The sequence below is a fragment of the Streptomyces sp. NPDC020192 genome, from assembly GCF_044388685.1.
Classification (GTDB): Bacteria; Actinomycetota; Actinomycetes; order Streptomycetales; family Streptomycetaceae; genus Streptomyces.
This window is the reverse complement of record NZ_JBIRXG010000052.1, coordinates 15,600-31,903: the sequence shown is the minus strand read 5'-3', so window position 1 is coordinate 31,903 and position 16,304 is coordinate 15,600. Positions and strand designations below refer to the sequence as shown.

The 16,304-nt window shown below is 68.6% G+C and carries 14 protein-coding genes; 6 read left to right on the top strand and 8 right to left on the bottom strand.

Annotation, left to right across the window (positions count from 1 at the left end; genetic code table 11):
- Positions 1 to 31: 31 nt before the first annotated feature.
- The 3 genes from ACH47Z_RS43805 to ACH47Z_RS43795 all read right to left on the bottom strand — a co-directional run bounded on the left by ACH47Z_RS43805 (position 32) and on the right by ACH47Z_RS43795 (position 5,217).
- Positions 32 to 673: a TetR/AcrR family transcriptional regulator gene (locus ACH47Z_RS43805; protein WP_399085137.1), complete on the bottom strand. Its 642-nt coding sequence runs from the start codon at positions 671 to 673 to the stop codon at positions 32 to 34.
- A gap of 115 nt (positions 674 to 788) precedes the next feature.
- Positions 789 to 1,835 (bottom strand): zinc-binding dehydrogenase, encoded by a 1,047-nt coding sequence (locus ACH47Z_RS43800; RefSeq protein WP_399085134.1) that lies wholly within the window; start codon positions 1,833 to 1,835, stop codon positions 789 to 791.
- 160 nt (positions 1,836 to 1,995) lie between these two features.
- Positions 1,996 to 5,217: a cytochrome P450 gene (locus ACH47Z_RS43795; RefSeq protein WP_399085131.1), complete on the bottom strand. Its 3,222-nt coding sequence runs from the start codon at positions 5,215 to 5,217 to the stop codon at positions 1,996 to 1,998.
- A gap of 247 nt (positions 5,218 to 5,464) precedes the next feature.
- Between ACH47Z_RS43795 and ACH47Z_RS43790 the strand changes: the two genes are divergently transcribed.
- The 3 genes from ACH47Z_RS43790 (at position 5,465) to ACH47Z_RS43780 (ending at position 8,747) form a co-directional block, all read left to right on the top strand.
- Positions 5,465 to 6,115, top strand: coding sequence for a TetR/AcrR family transcriptional regulator (locus ACH47Z_RS43790; protein WP_399085128.1), 651 nt, complete (start codon positions 5,465 to 5,467; stop codon positions 6,113 to 6,115).
- Between the two features lie 407 nt (positions 6,116 to 6,522).
- Positions 6,523 to 8,031 (top strand): MFS transporter, encoded by a 1,509-nt coding sequence (locus ACH47Z_RS43785; RefSeq protein ID WP_399085125.1) that lies wholly within the window; start codon positions 6,523 to 6,525, stop codon positions 8,029 to 8,031.
- A 119-nt stretch (positions 8,032 to 8,150) separates the two neighbouring features.
- Positions 8,151 to 8,747, top strand: coding sequence for a TetR/AcrR family transcriptional regulator (locus ACH47Z_RS43780; RefSeq protein WP_399085122.1), 597 nt, complete (start codon positions 8,151 to 8,153; stop codon positions 8,745 to 8,747).
- 151 nt (positions 8,748 to 8,898) lie between these two features.
- Here the strand turns inward: ACH47Z_RS43780 and ACH47Z_RS43775 are convergent, their stop codons facing one another.
- The 5 genes from ACH47Z_RS43775 to ACH47Z_RS43755 all read right to left on the bottom strand — a co-directional run bounded on the left by ACH47Z_RS43775 (position 8,899) and on the right by ACH47Z_RS43755 (position 12,791).
- Positions 8,899 to 9,714: a hypothetical protein gene (locus tag ACH47Z_RS43775; RefSeq protein WP_399085119.1), complete on the bottom strand. Its 816-nt coding sequence runs from the start codon at positions 9,712 to 9,714 to the stop codon at positions 8,899 to 8,901.
- Positions 9,715 to 10,189: 475 nt separating this feature from the next.
- Entirely contained in the window at positions 10,190 to 10,615 is a 426-nt protein-coding gene (locus ACH47Z_RS43770; protein WP_399085116.1) for an SsgA family sporulation/cell division regulator, read from the bottom strand.
- A 558-nt stretch (positions 10,616 to 11,173) separates the two neighbouring features.
- Positions 11,174 to 11,503 (bottom strand): NIPSNAP family protein, encoded by a 330-nt coding sequence (locus tag ACH47Z_RS43765; RefSeq protein WP_399085113.1) that lies wholly within the window; start codon positions 11,501 to 11,503, stop codon positions 11,174 to 11,176.
- Between the two features lie 40 nt (positions 11,504 to 11,543).
- Positions 11,544 to 11,933 carry an SsgA family sporulation/cell division regulator gene (locus ACH47Z_RS43760; protein WP_399085111.1) on the bottom strand — a complete coding sequence of 130 codons (390 nt, stop codon included), beginning with the start codon at positions 11,931 to 11,933 and terminating at the stop codon, positions 11,544 to 11,546.
- A 375-nt stretch (positions 11,934 to 12,308) separates the two neighbouring features.
- Positions 12,309 to 12,791: a hypothetical protein gene (locus ACH47Z_RS43755; protein WP_399085110.1), complete on the bottom strand. Its 483-nt coding sequence runs from the start codon at positions 12,789 to 12,791 to the stop codon at positions 12,309 to 12,311.
- Between the two features lie 546 nt (positions 12,792 to 13,337).
- Here ACH47Z_RS43755 and ACH47Z_RS43750 point away from each other — a divergent pair.
- Genes ACH47Z_RS43750 through ACH47Z_RS43740 form a run of 3 tightly spaced genes read left to right on the top strand, consistent with a single transcriptional unit; the run spans position 13,338 to position 16,285 of the window.
- Positions 13,338 to 13,556: a ferredoxin gene (locus ACH47Z_RS43750; protein WP_399085107.1), complete on the top strand. Its 219-nt coding sequence runs from the start codon at positions 13,338 to 13,340 to the stop codon at positions 13,554 to 13,556.
- A complete protein-coding gene (locus ACH47Z_RS43745; RefSeq protein ID WP_399085105.1) occupies positions 13,553 to 14,956 on the top strand; it encodes an NAD(P)/FAD-dependent oxidoreductase in 1,404 nt (467 codons plus the stop codon). The genes ACH47Z_RS43750 and ACH47Z_RS43745 overlap by 4 nt, the downstream gene beginning before the upstream one ends.
- A gap of 60 nt (positions 14,957 to 15,016) precedes the next feature.
- Positions 15,017 to 16,285, top strand: coding sequence for a cytochrome P450 (locus ACH47Z_RS43740; RefSeq protein ID WP_399085102.1), 1,269 nt, complete (start codon positions 15,017 to 15,019; stop codon positions 16,283 to 16,285).
- Positions 16,286 to 16,304 lie beyond the last annotated feature (19 nt).

Genomic DNA, 16,304 nt, shown 5'->3' with positions numbered 1-16,304 from the left:
CCGTCGCCCGCTGCCCGGCCTCGACTGACCGTCAACCCACCTCTGCATCACGCAGAAGATCCCGAACCCGGCGCGCAGCGACCTTCGGGGCTACGCCGGCGGCGACGAGGAACGAGGTCGCCGCAGCCTCACCTCTGGGATCCGCCCACGTGGACGCGGTGTTCTCCTCGGCCAGGGCCAGTATCAGGGCCTCCAGCGCCCGGGCGAGGACAGGCGCTGGGACATGGTCCGCGAACATGCCTTCGTCCTGGCCACGCCGTAGGGCAGCGACGGCCTCTTCGCGCGCCGGCGCCAAGGTGGTGCGGATCGCCTCCTGTCCCACACCGCGGCGCCCCAGAGAGATGAGCATGCAGTACTGGTCGCCCACCGCCCACGCCGCCAGCACCATCCGCGCCATCGCCGCCAGCGGATCGGCACCCGGAGCACGGGTTGCGGCGAACGCCTGTTGCAGCGCCTGGGCTGCTTCCTGTGTCAACTCGGCGATCAGCGCTTGACGGCTGGAGAAGTGGTGGTAGAGCGTGCGCCGGGCGACGCCGGCTGCCTGAGCGATGCTGTCGAGGCTCGCGTCGGGGTCGTCCCGCAGCTTCTGCCGGGCGGCGGTGAGGATGCGGCTGCGACGGGAGTGAGCATCCCTGTGCTGCGGGATGCGAGCCAGGGTGTCGGTCGTCTGCACGGCTCCGTCCTTCCACGGGTTCTGCCTGCCGGAAAGCCATGGGCGCCGGTGCTCCCTCACGCACCGGCGCCCACTCACCCCTGCCCAGGGTGGCTTGTCGTCCTGTTGACGGGCGTCAGGGGACGAGGATGAGGCGGATCGGGTCGCCGATCTTGTTCTCCAGTCGGTGGACGGCGTCGGCGGCCTCGACGAGCGGGATGTGGTCGGTGATGGAGGGGGCCAGGTCGAGGCGGCCGGCCGCGGTCAGCTGCACCAGCTCGGAGACGGACTCGGGGAAGCCTCCGTAGTGGCCGCGCACCTGCTTCTGTAGGTAGTTGAAGGTCAGGCCCTCGGTGATGGTCAGTGGCCGGGGTGTGATGCCCACCAGGATCAGGGAGCCGCCCAGGCCGAGCACGGAGGCGGCCTGGTCGCGGACGGCGGGGACGCCGGCGCAGTCGAAGGCGAAGTCCAGGCCGCGTCCGCCGGTGGCTGCGCGGACCTGGTCGGCGAAGTCGGGGGCTGCCGGGTCGAGCGCGAGGTCCGCGCCGAAGGCCAGGGCGCGCTCGCGGGCGCTGGGCAGCGGGTCGACGGCGATGATCGGGGCGGCGCCGACCAGGCGGGCGAGGCGTACGTTGTGCGCGCCGACTCCGCCGACTCCCCAGACGCCGACGGACTGGGCGGCACGGACGCCCGCGGTGGCGACGACGGCGGCGTAGGGGGTGGAGACCGCGTCGGGGATGATCGCGGCCTGGTCGAAGGGGAGGCTGTCGGGGATGGGGATGAGGGTGTCCTCGCGGGCGATCACGTACTCGGCCCAGCCGCCGTCGTAGTCGATGCCGGCGGTGAGCATCTGGGTGCAGGGGCGGTGGCGCACGCATCCGGCGCACGTGCCGCAGGTCTTGCCGGCCTCCAGGGTGACGCGGGTGCCGACGGGCAGGCCGCGCCTGAGGTCGGGGCCGAGTGTGTGAATCACCCCGGAGACCTCGTGGCCGACGGTGATGGTGTCGGAGGTGGCGAACAGCGGGACGAGGGAGCCGTCGAGCAGGTGGACGTCGGAGAGGCAGACGCCGGCGGCCTTGACCTCGATGAGGACCTCGCCCGGGCCCGGCACGGGGATCGGGACCTCTTCCACGGCGAACTTCTTGCTGTCCAGGTGGAAGCGTCCGGCGAGCATGGTGTCCATGGTGATCTGCTTTCTGTGAGCGGCACGGCCCGGTGGTTCGGGCCGTGGGTGCCATGGGGTGTCTGAATGGCTGGTGGGGCCGGGAGGCGTGCGGGGAGGCAGGACGTCCGCACGCCTCCCGGAGGCTGGGGGTCAGCGCGCCTTGACGGCGTTGTGACGGTCAGGCGAAGACGTCCTGCTGGTAGCGCTCGTCCGCCTCCAGCTGGGCGAGCCACTGCTGGGCGGTCTCGTCGTCGCTGCCGGTCTTCTGGCGGTGGATGGCGGCGAGTGCCTCGCGGACGGCGGGGGCCATGCGGCGGCCGTCACCGCAGACGTAGATGTACGCGCCGTCCTCGATGGCCTGCCACACCGTGTCGGCGGCATGGGCGATGGCGTTCTGCACGAACCGGGCCGGGTGGCCGGTCACCGCGGAATAGGCGGTGTGGATCTGCGCGATCCCGGCCTGCTCCCAGTCCTGCATCTCCTGCTTGTAGAAGTAGTCGTGCTCCGGGTGGCGGCAGCCGACGAAGACCTGCGACGCGCCCACCTGGGTGCCGTTCGCGTGCTGTGTCGCCCGCTCCTCCAGGAAACCGCGCAGCGGCGCGATGCCGGTGCCGGGGCCGATGAGGATCAGCGGCGTGGCGGGGTCGGCGGGCGGGGCGAACGTCGGGGAGGGCACGCGGACGTAGCCGTAGACGACGTCTCCGGGCTCCAGGCCGGCGACGTAGGCGGAGCAGGTGCCGCGGTACTGGCCGTCGCCGGACAGGGCCGGGCCTTCCAGCAGGCCGACGGTCAGGCGCACATGGCGCGGGTTGGCCGACGGGGCGGAGGAGATGGAGTAGAAGCGCGGGCGGATGGGGCCCATCATCTCCAGGAAGACCGCCAGCGGCAGCTCGACGGCCGGGAAGCGCTCCAGCAGGCCCAGCACCGAGATGCGCTTGCCGAGGATCTCCTTCTGGTAGCGCTCCTCGGCCTCCTGGGTGTCGGCGGTGTACGCCTGGAGCTGCGGCCGGGTCCACGGGCACTCGGTGTACTCGGCGAGCGTCTGGATCTGGGAGCGGGTGGCCACGTCCTGCAGTTCCAGGAACTCGGTGAGCAGGATGCCGGCGGTGACCGGGGTGCCGACCGGCAGGTGGGTGCGGCCACCGGCCGGCTGGTCGAGCCGGAGCACCTGGTCGTACTCGACGCCGAGTCGCCTCAGCGCGCGCTCCACCAGGGCGAGTTCGTTCTTGGCGAAGACGGCCAGGTGGTTGCCGGTGTCGTAGGTGACGCCCTCGGGCAGCTCGAAAGTGATGGACTTCGCGGACGGGCGCGGCGGCTCGATCCGGAAGTCCCACAGTCCGGTCGCGTCGGCCACGAGCTCCTCGTTGGCCACCACGGTGAGCGGGTACGCCTGCTCGGAGACGATGGCGGGGCGCACGTCGGACTCGGTGAGCAGCTGGACCTCGTAGCGCGGGCCGCTCGCCTCGGAGGTGTCGGCGGCGTACTCCTCGGCCAGAGTGGCCCACAGCGTGTCCATCCAGCGACTGGCCATGCCGTCGAAGTCACCGGCGGCGTCCGCGATGCCGCGCTCGACGACCGGAGTGGCGCCGGCGGCCAGCAGACCTTCCTCGATCCGCTTGGGGAAGGCCTGGTAGGTGGCCACCCATTGGGTGTTGCCGGCGCCCAGCAGCGCGAACCGCACGTTCGACAGAGAGCCCTCGGGCAGCCCGGAGGCGAGCAGGTCGTCGAAGTGCTGGGCGTTGTCGGGAGCCTTGCCGTTGTAACTGGCGGCGACGACGGCGAGCAGGCCCTCGGAGGGCAGGTTGTCACCCAGCTCGTCCAGGCTCATCAGCGTGGTGCCGAACCCGGAGCGCTCACCGCGGTCGGCGATGGTACGCGCCAGGTCCTCACACGAACCCAGGCTGGAGCCATACGCCACCGTCAGGTTCACACCCACACCGCTGACCGCGGCCTGGGCCTGGGTGTCGTCTGTCTTCAGGTCCACGGCACCGAAGACGTTCCGCTCGTGCTCCTTGCGGCGGCGCACGACCAGTTCGAAGTCGCCGGGCTTGCGCGTCAGCGCCTCCTTGACGTCCATCTTGTAGTCGGCCGTGTCGGAGAACTTGAACTTCTGCAGCACCAGCGCAAGGACCAGGCGGGCCTCGGTCAGCGCGAACTGCCGGCCGATGCAGGCACGCACACCGTTGCCGAACGGCTTGTAGGCGTGCGGGTGCTGCTTGGCGCGGTTCTCCGGCAGCCACCGGTCGATGTCGAACTCATCGGGACGGTCCCACGCCTTGGGGTGGGTGTGCAGGGGACCCTCGAGGATGTTGACCCGCGTGCCCTTCTTGAGCTGGTAGCGGCCGCCGATGACGGTGTCCTCAAGCGGCGCCTTGCCGATCAAAGGGATGGGGGCCCACAGCCGCAGCGTCTCGTCCAGGATCCGCGGGATGACGTCCATCTGCATGATCGTGTCGTAGTCCGGGACCGTGTCACCGGGCATCAGCCGGTCCACCTCGGCGTAGGCCTGCGCCAGCACGTGCGGGTTGCGCATCAGCGAGTAGGTGGCGAACGACAGCAGACCGCTGGTGGTCTCGTGGCCGGCGATCAGGAACGTCAGCACCTGGTCACGGACGTTGTCGTCGGTCAGCGCCTTGCCGGTCTCCGGGTCGGTGGCCTCCAGCATCAGACCCAGCAGGTCCTCCTCACCGCCGCCCTTCCCTTCGCGGCGCTCCTTGATCACGCTCTCGACCAGGTCTTGCATCAGCCGGATGTTGTCGCGGTACTTCCGGTCGTCCGCCTTGCGGAGCTTGGTCATCATCGGCAGCTCCTGCGAGCGCCGCAGCGACTCGATCAGCGTCTCCAGCAGCGCGTTGAGGAAGGGGTGCAGCTCCTCCTTGTCGAAGGAGTCGAACCGGTAGCCGAACCCCGACAGGGCGATCGTGTCCAGCGTCAGCCGGGTGTAGTCGTCGGTGATCTTGACCCGCTTCCCCTCCCGGCGCTCCCACTTGCCCGCCAGGTTCTGGGCGATCTCCAGCATCTGCCCGTAGTAACCCTTCATGGCCCGCTGGCTGAAGGCCGGCAGCAGGATCCGGTGCGCCCTGCCCCATTCCTCTTCGTGCTGGTGCGCGGTGAACAGGCCCGCGTTCAAGTAGTCCCGGACATGGGCCAGCGGCGTCTTGTCGATCTGCTTGAAGAACCGCGTCTCGTCGCTGACCTCGGCCACCAGGTCCGGGTCATAGACGAAGACCTGCTCGATGCCGGCGATGTCCATGCCGTAGATGCCCTCGGGGAACTGCTTGGACAGTTCGGCGAAGTACTCGAACGGGTTGGTGTCGGGGATCTGCGGCGTGTTGCCGAGCAGGGGGACCCCGCGCGGGGACCGGATGGGACGCAGGTCGGTCTCGGGCTGCGTGGTCATGGCTTGCTCCTCTGCGTGGAGGGGGATGGGCAAGGGCGCGCTGCGTAGGTCGATGCCGCGGCGCCGTAGCGGAAAACATACGCCGTATGGAATTGGAACCATACGCGGTACGGAAAGGGGAGTGCAACCCCGGGTCTCCAGGTGGGGCTGTGGTGAAGCTCATTTCCATACTATGTACGGAACTGGTATCGTACGAGGTATGGAAAAGAAGGTGAGACGCCCCCCGCGGGGAACGAGGAAGAGAGACGTGCCTCTGACGGAGGCCGGGATCTATGCCGCCGCCCTGCGGCTCATCGACGAGGACGGGGTCGAGGCGCTCACCATGCGCAAACTCGCCACCGCGCTCGACGCGAACCCGATGTCGCTGTACCACCACGTGCCGAACAAGGAAGCCGTGCTGCGCGGCGTGACGAGAATGGTCGGAGCGCAGTTCCGCACCGTGACACTGGAGGACGCGCCCTGGCAGGAGCGGATCCGCCTGCTCGCCACGGACTTCCGGACCCTGGCGCACCGTCACCCCAAGCTGCTGGCCTACTCCTTCAGCCACCAGCCCGACTTCATCCAGCCCAACGACCCGTTCTGGACCGCCCTCACCGCCATCGTGGCCGCTGCCGGTGTGCCGCAGTCAGAGGTCTCGGAGATCGCCGCGCTGATGGTCGCCGTCGTCATCGGTGTCCTCACCGCAGAACTGAACGGCGCACTCCACCAGTGGTCGACCCTCAAGTCCCATGGCCCTGAAGCCGGCGAAGACGGGGCCGACGCAGCCCCTGGCTCTACGAGTGCGGCCCCTGAAGGTCCTGACCAGGACTACATGTTCCGTCTCGTGATGGACACGCTGATCATGGGCCTGGAAGGCCGCCTCACCGCCGGTCGTGACGGCCGGCACGCCGGCCATTGAGCCAGTCAGCCTGAGACGCTGCGCCCCGGGCGCCGGCGCCTGAGGCGCGCCCGCAGTCGGGCGATATCAGGCTGCAACACACGGGAGCCGCCCCGTCACATCGGGTGAGACCGCCCGGCGGGGTGGTTCCACATCCAGCCCCTACACGGCAGCCGTATGCCGACGCTGAACCGTGAAATGACCATGGTCGTTGGCTTGTTCTTGGTCTCTCTCCTGAGGGGGGAGACCGTCGGCCTCGTCGAGCTGAATCACCCGCGTCATCCGTTCACCGAGGCGGCTACGTCGTCGAGTGCTCCCGCCCGTGAGCGCGAAGTGGCGCCCCGTACCGGATGAGACCTCCCCGATCTCTCGATCCGTTCTTTTTTCTCTTCCTCCATCCCCCATTCGCTGTCCGGAGGGCTGCCCCCATGTCCCAGAACGCCACCGTCGCTGCTTGCGGCGCCGGGACCGCAGCTGAGAATGTGCCCGACCTGTCGCACCGGCGTCGCTGGTGGATTCTGTTGGTCATTTCCCTGTCGATGCTGATGGGCGTCCTCGACGGCACCATCGTGAACATCGCCCTGCCGTCCGCCCAGCACGACCTGGGCTTCTCGGACAGCGACCGGCAGTGGGTGGTCACCGCCTATGCGCTGGCCTTCGGCAGTCTGCTGCTGCTCGGCGGCAGGGTCGCGGACCTGGTCGGGCAGAAGGTCACCTTCCTGGTGGGGCTGGCCGGCTTCGCGGCCGCTTCCATGGTGGGAGGTGCGGCGAACGGTTTCGCCGTGCTCGTCATCGCGCGCGCCGTCCAAGGTCTGTTCGCCGCCCTGCTGGCCCCGTCGGCCCTGTCGGTCCTGATGACCACCTTCACCGATCCGCGCGAGCGGGCGAAGGCCTTCACCGTCGCGGGATCGGTCGCCGGTGCCGGCGGAGCCATCGGCCTGATCCTCGGCGGCGTGCTGACCGAGTACCTGGACTGGCGCTGGACCATGTACGTCAACGTGATCTTCGCGGTGGTGGCGTTCGCCGGCGGGGCCGCTCTGCTGCACCGCACCCCGCGTGACACGACCTCCAAGCTCGACGTCCCCGGCACTCTGCTGGCCTCCATCGGCCTGTTCTGCCTGGTCTACGGGTTCTCGAACGCCGAGACGCACGGCTGGGGCTCGTCGGCGACGTGGGGCATGCTGGCGGCCGGAGCCGTACTGGTTGCCGCCTTCGTGTGGTGGCAGACCAGGGCGGCGTCTCCGCTGCTGCCCCTGCGGGTCCTGCTGGACCGCAACCGCGGTGCCTCCTTCGCCGCCCTCTTCGTCACCGGCGCGGGCATGTTCGGCGTGTTCCTCTTCCTGACCTACTACCTGCAGCAGAGCCTCGGCTACAGCGCTCTGAACACCGGCTTCGCCTTCCTGCCCATGATCGTGGCCTCGTCGTCCGCCTCCGCTGTGGCCAACAATGTCCTGGTGGCGCGCATAGGACCGAAGCCGGTGGTCCCGCTGGGCATGGCCATTGCGGCCGCCGGGCTGATCTGGATGACCACGCTGGACCTGAACAGCGGATACGTGACGCAGGTACTGCCCCAGCTGGTACTCGTCGGCATCGGGCTGGGCACGGTCATCGCGCCCGCCATGAGCCTGGCGACCTCCGGGGTGGCGGCCGCCGATGCCAGCGTTGCGTCGGCCGCTGTCAACACGCTTCAGCAGGTGGGCGGCTCCATCGGCATCGCCTTGCTCAGCACGATGGCCTCCGGCGCAGCCACCGGCTACCTCTTCGGCCGCAATCCCAAGAACCCCGGCGTGCTGGCTCAGGCCGGCCTGGAGGGCTATTCCACGGCCTACTGGTGGTCGGCGGCCGTCTTCGTCACCGGCCTGGTCGTCACCGCCCTGCTCTACCGCCGGGGTGTGCCCCAGCAGAACGAGAACGCCGCACCTGTCGTGCACATGTAGTGGGACAAGCAGTGCTTTGAGGGCCCACCTTCGAGGGGGCGAACAGGGTCCTTGCGGCTCCCCTCACCTGCTCAATGGATGTCCCATAGTGGCTGCGACTCGGGTTCTATCAGCGGAAGGTGTACCAGGTGGAAGATCGAACAGATCCGCGTCTATTGCGCAGTCGTCAGGCCATGGTCGCGGCGGCCACCGCGTTGCTCACGGAAGGTGGGCTGGAGGCCGTGACACATCAAACGGTTGCGACTCGTGCCGGCGTCGGCAGGGCAACCGTCTACCGGCACTGGCCGAGCCTTCTCGACCTCCGCCTGGCCGCGCTGGAGGCCGGCATGCCCCCTCTCCCTCCGGTACCCGAGGAGCTTCGGGCCGCTTCGGGCAACGATCCGCGAGCGGAGCTCATTTACCGTCTGAAGGTGCTCGCCGAGCGTTGGGACGACGAGCAATCGGGGGCCGTCCTTGCCGCGGTCCTCGGAGGCTCACGGCACGACGAAGGTATGCGCCGCCTCCGGGAGTCACTGCTGAACCAGATCGCCGACGCCCTGCGCCCCGCGGTTACCACAGCCGTCGAGCGCGGCCAGCTCCGGCCCGACGTCACCCCCGAGACATTCGCCATGGCCACCGCCGGGCCGCTGTTCTTCGAGCGCTTCTTCGTCGGGAACCACCTGGGACGCGACACCGTGAACGCCGTCGTGGACGCCGCTTTGCGAGGTTGGTCCTAGGCGTAGCGCCTTGCGGCCACGAAGCAAGCCAGGCCATCCGTCCGACAACGTCTCCGCCCCGCAGGTGCGGGCTGCCGTCAGGCTCCCAAAGCCGTGGTGCTGGGGACCACCAAGTACATCGACGCAGCCGTCGGCCGGTACACGCCGAAGGTCAGGAGATCCGCGACGAGGACGTTGCGCGGCTGTCCCCGCTCATCACTAGAACCTCGACGTGCTGTTCGCGCCCATGCCACCCTGCGGCCGCTGCGTGATCCCAACGCCGCCGGTGGCTCGACATCTGCAGCAACTGACTTTCCCCAGGGGGGATGTGGCGGAGAGGACTCGGCACAACGACAGCCGGCGCGGCCAGGGTCGGCACGCTACCGGTGCCCGTCCTCGGTTTCCACGGACACGGTCCGACCACTGTCCTCAATGAGACAGCGGGAAATCGCACGGGCCGTCGCGCGCACGGCCGGACCATACCCCGGGTTCGGCGAACCGGTGCCGGACGCCACGACCGACAACGCCGCGACCACTGCAGCCGCCGGTCCCGTTCCCGCTGGTAGACCGTCACGCCCTGCTCCGACATGCGATCGACGTACCCGGCCATCGTCGCGATCAGCTTCTGTGTCGCCGCACTGATCAATTCGGCGTCGTCGGTCAGCCGGGGCATCTCTACGAGTAGCCGGTCGAGCATGACACCTTGCCCCAGCCGGAAGGACCGCAGTATCACGCTGACGGGCGTCCCGTGCCGAGCAAGTCGGCGCGCGCGGTCCGGGTCTGCGGCCGGCGTTTCGATCTGGTCCGGCTCGATGCCGTGTACCAGGCCGGCCAACGTCGCGAGAACATGTTCGGTGACGTTCTCTGCCGTCATGCGGGCGACGTCGGGGTCTTCCCAGACCTCGGGGACTCCACGCTGCAGGCACCGCTCGACGTCATGGATCAGCTGGTCTGCCCGCAGGCTGACCTCACGCGCGGCACGGGACATGAGACTGTCCGCAGGGAAGTCCGCAAGACGACATTACGTTGCACCAGCGTGTACAGCCCGTCAGGGTTCGGGGAGCGGGGCCCAGCGTGCGCACGGTCGGCGTTGATGCCGCTCACCCAAGCGAGAACTGCTCATCGGGCAGCCGCCCGTCCCAGTAGGAGTCCATCAGTCGAGCAGTTCAGCAGGCTTGGCCAGCACTCCGGCTGACCGCTCCGTCCCTGCGGCAGAGCCTGCCGATGAGTGGCGAGCTACGGAGCGCGGGAAGGTGGGCGATGCGACGCAGGTAGCGGGTTGCCGCGTGACGGCTGGTCTCACCGGGGCGGGTCGGCCGCGGAGTCGCGGCGAACATCCTGACCGAGGCCGGCATCGACCCGGCCGCCCTCGACGCCACGACTGCGGACATCCACTCACCATGGCGGTGAACACCGAGGCGCAGACGTCCGTGTGCCTGCCTCAGGTCGCACCATGCCAGGACTCACCCTTCGGCGAGGAGGTGCGCCAGCAAGCGGTCGAAGTCGCTGTGGCCGAGCTCGGCCCCCCGGGGCACCACTGCCTCCGTTTCCTGCAGGAACGCCTTGACTCCCTGCGCTGGGGCCTTGAGCAGGGCCGTCCCGGACGGCGGGTTGAGAAGGATGTACAAGTCGCGGCGGCCCTCCTCGCCGGCGGGCCATATGCGAACGTCCCCCTCGCCGGCGGGACCCTCCAGGCCGTCGATCAGTAAATCGCGCCCGATGATCCATTCAGCCGGCTCGTCGCTGTCGACATCGGTGGTGAATGCGGTATGGACCACATAGGGATCACTCGGCTCGTACCGCAGTTTCATGATCATGGGCAAGGACGTCGCATGAACGCCGACAAGCTTCACAGGCAGCCCCTGGATCACAGTTCTCAATGACTTCATCGGGTCCTACTCCTGGTGCTTCGAGTCATCCGGGGAGGGCCATCGAAAGGGCTGTCGCCGGATTCAAAGGGGCTGCACAGACGGGGTTGCTGCGAGGGACCGGTGGCGATCGGCACGAGGACACCCGCAGGAGCAGTTCTTCGTGCCGTCGCCAGGCTGCCCGGCCGACGGGAGCAGTCGAGGCCACCACTGCCGGCCGGGGCCATCGCGCAGATGTGGCCAACGGCGGTTGCCGGACAGTGGGCGTCCTTAGGTCTCAGCGATCGACGCTGTACCGGTCGTGGTGGTAGTGAACCGACTCGTCACGGTCCCCACCTCGACGCCGGCCGCGGTTGCCGGGGCCCGGTCACGCAGGGCAGAGCCGTCCTTGGACCGGAACGGCATGCTGTCCGAGTCCGAGGAGACGCACATGACCACACAGGTGCCCTGCTCATGGGTCGGTATCGATGCCAGCAAGGGCCACCACTGGTGGGTCGCCATCGACGACACCGGAACCACCATCGCAGGGTCGCCGGATACCGGCCCTTCTGGCCGCGTCACTCGTCGCAGGCTGACCCGTCAGCGCAAGGGTGAGTCCACGGTGGGCGTCAGGAGGGTCTCGTCGAGGCCGACGATCTGGCTGATGTCGAATCCCTCCATGTCCGCGCGGAATTCAGGACTCGACAGGTATGCCTCCAGCCGCTCCTGTACGTCCTCGGCGTCCTTGTAGGAAACGAGGGCGTACAGCCGGGGGGTGTCGCTTCCGGGCGCCGCGGGCACCGTCCAGACGCCGTGGGTGGTGATCCGGTGCTTGGCCATACCGGGAATGTGCTGGGCCCAGATCTTCTCGTAGGCGGAGAGCGCGTCGGAGCTGCGCAGGGTGTAGACGCGAAGCTGGTACTGGGGCATGACACTGGTTCCTTTACTTCTGAGCATGGATGGTCGGCGGTCAGCCTCGGGGGAGGAGGTGTGCCAGTTCGGCATTCCAGTCGATGAGTCCGGACTCGGTACCCCGTGGCACCAAAGCCTGGGTGTCCTGAAGGAAGGACGAGATGTCCTGCACGGGGACCTCGAGCAAGGCGGTGCCTCCGGAAGAACCGAGGGCGATGTAGATCGACTCGTCACCCCGCCCTGCGGCCGACCAGATCCGGACGTCCGCGTAACCTGCGGAACCCTCCAGACCGTCAGCCAGAAGATCCCGCCCCAGGACCCATTCGACCGGCTCGTCGCTGTGGACGAAAAAGGCGGCACGGACGACGTAGGGATCAGCAGGCTCGTACCGCAGCCGCATGCACAAGGGCTGTGAGTAGGTACACGAGACGACGAGCTGCGCGGTCACCGCCCGAACCACGGTCCTCGAAGACTCCATGGGCATTCACTCCAAGGCATCCCCCCTTGCCTCGGCTGCGCCCCGGCGCTCGTGGCGACAAGCACGCATCGAATCAGGAGGTGTTCAGCAGGGCCCGGGCGCCGGACAGCATCGGCGGACCGCGCGGGTCGTGGCGTCGCGGCAGTTGGGCGACGCGCGCCTGTGGCACGAGGTGGTGCCACAGGCAGGTTCAGAGGGGGAGCAGGGAGCAGGCCCTCGCTCGATCACCCGCCCGGGCGGCGGTCAGGGGACCGCTTATCCGTGACCAGCGGTCGCATCCCTGCCGCCGACAGGCATCAAGGCGAGGGGTACTGCCTCCGCTCAGGGGCACAGGCACAACTCGTCCTACCGGTCACCGTGGTTCCGGTCGTAGTGGTCCCATCCGTAGTAGTCCCAGCCACCGTGGTTCCGGTCGTAGTGGTCCCAGCCGAAGTAGTTCCGGTCACCGCGGTTCCAGTCATGGTGCTCCCAGCCCCGGCCGTCGCGCTCGTAGCGGTTCCAGTCGTGCCGGTAGGACCTGTCGGACTTCCACCCGCGCCCCTCACCGTCCCAGCGGTAGCAGCGACCATCGCGGCTGTGAGAGAGGGAGTCGGCGACATGGTCGTCGTGGTGCCAGCCGCGCTGTCCGTCCCAGCAGTAGCCCTGCTCGATCAGGTAGCCCACGCCGTGGTCCCAGCGGTAGTCGGTGAGGTTGACCTCGGCCGACCGCTGGACGTGCACAGAGGCGGGAGTCGCGGCCGAAGCGGTGCCCCCGGCACCGACAACGGCGACACCCGCGACCGCCACGGAGGAAACGGCGACAGCGATCCGCTTCGTGAGCTTCTTCATGATCTTTCCTTCCGGTTGGTGCGATCTGCACCAACGGCTTCTCGTGCAGGCGGTGTGTAGCGCCTGGACCTTGTTCGATCAAGCTTTTCCATACGTTGTATGGAAGCATCTCTCAAGGATTACCATACGACGTATGGAAATGCCGCAGGTGGGGACGGTGACGCGCACCACAGGCCGCGAGGTCACCGGGTCAGTCGTCCAAGAGCTGCCCCGTCCTCGAGACGTGCTGGGCCCCGAACGGCGGTTTGCGATCGTCGGAAGGCGGCGCGAGCATTCTTCTAGGGGCGCAACGGCCGGGCCAAGCCTTGAATGCCGGCGCCATGGGAGGAGGGACGCGCCCTTCGCGCTGCGACACTCCGACAGACGTCACCCGTGAAGCGGCGGCGCAGCGAACAAGACCGGACCTGCTCAGCCGGTGTTCCGGGCTGACGGGTAGAACACCCGCGGTCGGCTCACCTGGCAGACGGCCTGAACTCCGCCACAGCCGCATGACCGTGTCGGTGGTCGCCGCCGTCGGGCGGGCGGCAGAGCGGAAGGAGTCTGCCCATGCGGATCGTCGTGGACCTGAATCGATGTCAGGGATATGCACAGTGCGTGTATCTGGCGCACGAGGTCTTCAGGTTGAACGGTCAGGAGGCGCTCACCTATGAGCCGAACCCTGATGACCAGCGGCGCCTGCAGGTCGAGCGAGCGGCTGCGGCGTGCCCGGTGCAGGCGATCGTGATCGACCGCTTGGACGGCGCGGAGCGGGGCGAGACGTCATGACCTTGCGGGCAACGGTCGCGGAGCTGGTGCGCGAGTTCCGGGCCAGCGGCCGGATCGTCATCGTGGGTGCTTCTCTGGCCGGGCTGCGGGCCGCGGAGACCCTGCGCGAGGAGGGCTTCACCGGTTCTCTGACCATCATCGGGGACGAGCCGTACGAGCCGTATGACCGTCCGCCGCTGTCCAAGCAGGTGCTCAAGGGCTGGGTGCCGGCCGACCACACCAAGCTGCCCCGCATGCGGGAAGTGGATGCCGACTGGCGGCTCGGGGTGGCTGCCATCGGGCTGGATCGGGCCGCCAAGCAGGTGCGCCTGGCCGACGGTGAGCAGGTCCCGTACGACCGGTTGCTGATCGCCACGGGCACCCGCGCGCGGCAGTGGCCCAACCCGGCCGAGGCCGCCCTGCACGGGGTCCACACGATTCGCTCGCGCGATGATGCGGAGCAGTTGCAGAAGGAGCTGGCCGAGCCGCCGTCGCGGGTGTTGGTCATCGGCGCCGGGTTCATCGGCTCGGAAGTGGCCTCTGTCTGCCGGGAACTGGACATCCCGGTGACCGTCGTCGAGCGGGGTTCGGCGCCGCTGGTCGGCGCACTCGGCGGGGTGATCGGGGAGATCGCCGCGCAGCTGCAGCGCGACCACGGCGTGGACCTGCGCTGCGGGCTGGGCGTGTCGTCGCTGGAGGGCGACTCCGGCGGGCACGTGCGGCGTGCTCAGCTTTCGGACGGTTCGACCGTCGACGCCGATGTGGTGGTGGCTTCGCTGGGGTCGATCCGCAACGTGGAATGGTTGGAGGGCTCCGGACTGGCGGCCGGTTTCTGGGGCGTCGGATGCGACGCCGGCGGACGGGCCTTCGACATCAACGGCGTGGTCACCGACAGCATCTTCGTGGCAGGGGATGTGGCACGTGCGCCGCATGTGCTCTACGAGTATCAGTTCCTGGCGATGGAGCACTGGGACAACGCGGTGCTCGGCGCGGAAGCCGCGGCCCACAACATGGTGAACCTCGAACCCCACTACCGCCCGCATCTGCTGCTGCCCGGCTTCTGGTCCGGTCAGTTCGGCGTGAACATCAAGTCCGTCGGCGTGCCGCCTTTCGGCGACGAGATCGTCTTCACCCAGGGATCCGTCGAGGAACGCCACTTCGCCGCCGCCTACGGTCACCGGGGCCGCATCGTCGCGGCCGTCACCTTCGATCACGGCAAGTGGCTGGAGTACTACGGGAAGCTGATCGAGCAGTCCGGCCCGTTCCCGCCTCCCCCTCCGGGATGGGACCAACCGCCCGACGCCAAGCCGATGCCGGCCGAGTTTCCGGACCCGAGGGTCCCGACGGCGATCCCCGACGTCGTCCTGACCGGCCACGCCCCGAGCGAGCGGACGGCCGAGTTCCGGCCGCGACATCGTTGACCCGACCGCCGACCGGGCGGATGAGCGGACAGCACCGACAGGAAGAAGGAGGGGAGCCTCGTGGTCGAGGAAACCCCCTGGCAGCAGGCCCTGCGCTACACCAACCGCGCCAACCCGTACCCCTTCTATGAGGAACTGCGCAAGACACCGGTGGCGCGGCAGCCGGACGGCACCTATGTCGTCAGCACCTACCGGGAGATCGTCACGCTGCTCCACGACCCCCGGGTCAGTTCGGACCCAAGAAAGTGTCCGGTCCCGGTCGCGGCGCGTACGGAGGACTTGGGGGAACCGGGGGCTGAGCCGATCAGAGAGGCGCTGACCGAGCCGAACATCATCACCTGCGATCCACCCGAGCACGACCGGGACCGCCGGACGATGATGCCGCACTTCGTCGGCCCGCCCCAGGCGCCTCACCTGATCTCCGACCTGGAACCCGACATCCGCCGCCTCGTGGACGGCCTCCTGGACGGAATGAGGGGCAAGACCCGGATCGACGCCGTCGACGACTTCGCCTACCCCCTGCCGGTGACGGTGATCTGCAAGGTCCTGGGCGTGCCACTGGAGGACGAGCCACGCTTCCACCACTGGATCGAAACGGCCCTGGACGCCCTGGACTTCGGCCCCGAAGCCGCCTCCGAAGAGATCCGGAGCCGACTGGCCGGGGCCCGGCAGGCCGTGCAGGACTTCGGGCAGTTCGCAGCCGAGCTGCTCGACCGGTACGCCGACCAGCCCGGCCCGGGCATGCTCTCCGCCTTGGTCAACGAGGACGGCCCGGAAGGACGGATGTCCAAGGGCGTCCTCGCGAGCAACGCCCTGCTCCTGATCTTCGCGGGACACGAAACCACGGTCAACCTGATCGCCCACAGCGTCCTCACCCTGCTGAGGCACCCCGACGCGCTGGAGGAGCTGCGCCGCCGGCCCGAGTTGATCGTGCCCGCGGTGGAGGAACTGTTGCGCTTCGAGTCGTCGGTGCAGTTCTGGCACACCCGTTCCGCTGTGGAGGACATCGACATCGCCGGCACCACCATCCCGAAGGGTGCGCCGATCTTCCTGGCGTACGGCTCGGCCAACCGCGACCCGGAACGGTTCACCGACCCCGATGAACTCGATCTCGAGCGCCGCGACAACCAGCATCTCGGATTCAGCCAGGGCATCCACTTCTGCTTCGGCGCTCCGCTCGCCCGACTCGAGGTCCAGGTCGCGGTCGGCGAGTTCGTCCGCCGGGTGGAGAACCCGCGGCTCGTCGAGGACCCGCCGCCGTACCGGCACAACCAGATTTTCCGCGGGCCGCGGCACGTCCTGGTCGACATCGACGGGATCCGCGACTGAGCGCGTGTGTGTGAGGGAT